We start from the raw sequence: 1,508 nt of genomic DNA, 5'->3' as shown, positions 1-1,508 counted from the left end.
CACTGTTACTACCTCAACACCTGCGGCAAGGCACAGGGCGACCGGGTAACCGAGGAGCAGCTCAAGAACGGCGAGGTGGCCTACAAGTTGCAGAACAACCGCACCGACAAGTGCTACTGGGCACAGCAGTTGGGTGAAATGCCCGACTTCTACAACACAGCCGACAAGAGCAAGGCGAACTACGTGTATTACGACGCGGCAAAGAAAGGCTGGACGTGTGACGACTTCCGCCTCACCGACGGACAGCCGTTGCCCATCGGGCTCGACTTCACCGCCACGAAGGCAACCTACGAACGCCCCTTCAGCAGCAAGAACAACGCCACCCTCTGCCTGCCCTACGAGCTGCCGATCCAAGGATTCAAGGCCTACACCCTCTCGGGCGGCAACAATAGCGCAGTCCATTTCGCGGATGCGAAGGATAAGCTCGAAGCCTACAAACCTTACCTACTCACTGCTGACGGCACACCACAACTCGGCGGCTATAACCTACAGGTGAAAGCCTACAAGGACGATGGCTTGAAGCAGCCCGCCGGAGCTTTCAGATTCGTGGGCACGGTAACAGCCGTGGACAACGCTACAGCAGCCGCCGCCAACGCCTACATTCTGCAGGACGACGGAAAGTTCCATAAAGTAACGACGGAGAACACCGGAGCCGTAGTTCTTCCCTATCGTGCGTACATCACAACATCTTCGGCAGGCGCCAGGATGCTCGACATCATCCTTAATGGAGAAACCACAGGCATTAACGGCGTGGAAAACACCGACGATAGCACCGTGCGTTACTACGATCTCCAGGGACGATACATCGGCAATACCCTCAAAAACCAACCCAATGGCCTTTACATTGGGAACGGAAAGAAAATAATGAAGAAATAATTAATAACCCCGCCTCCCTCTCTGCCCCGTTCGCTTCTCTTCCTCATGGGGAAGCAAGCAGAGAGGAGGCATTAAAAATCATCACAACAATGAAAAAGGAGTATATCCAACCAAGCATCAAAACAAAATCTATTGAAACAGGCTGCATCATTGCAGGTTCTATTGACGTAGGCATCAGCGAAGATCCTGCTACAGGGCCCGCACTTTCCAGACAGCAATCCGACTACGAAGAAGAAAATCCTTCATTCTGGAATTGGGATGAATAAAACAAGTTCTGTATTAAAAACATTAGGAGTGCATCCAGCAATGAGTAATTGTACTCCCAATAATCGTATAACTTTATCAACACAATGAAAACAACAAACATCATTCAGAGGCTATGCCTCTTCTTCGCCCTTTTGCTGGCGGCGCCGACAGTGGCAGCAGATTATAGTAATGCGGGACTACGAGAAATACCGCACGAAACATTTTATGATCGTGCGGGCTATGAGATTTTCCGCTCACGCAACTTAGGCAAGCACAAGAATGTGACAGAACTACGAACTGGCAAAGGGCTCCGTCCTCAGCGTAAAGGCTGACGACGGCTATGCTATCCGCTGGATCATCCTGCGCGATACAGAGGGTGGAAAGGA

Annotated in this window: 1 protein-coding gene and 2 pseudogenes; all 3 read left to right on the top strand. The window is 51.4% G+C overall.

Annotated elements, in window-relative coordinates; translation table 11 throughout:
- Window positions 1-876: pseudogene (locus tag FHS60_RS10270) on the top strand (peptidase M26); the annotation flags it as partial.
- Window positions 877-965: 89 nt separating this feature from the next.
- Window positions 966-1,142, top strand: coding sequence for a hypothetical protein (locus FHS60_RS10265; protein ID WP_183698174.1), 177 nt, complete (start codon window positions 966-968; stop codon window positions 1,140-1,142).
- Window positions 1,143-1,226: 84 nt separating this feature from the next.
- Window positions 1,227-1,508: pseudogene (locus FHS60_RS10260) on the top strand (hypothetical protein); the annotation flags it as partial.

Source organism: Alloprevotella rava, from assembly GCF_014195585.1.
GTDB lineage: Bacteria > Bacteroidota > Bacteroidia > Bacteroidales > Bacteroidaceae > Alloprevotella > Alloprevotella rava.
This window is presented reverse-complemented; position numbering and strand designations above follow the sequence as displayed.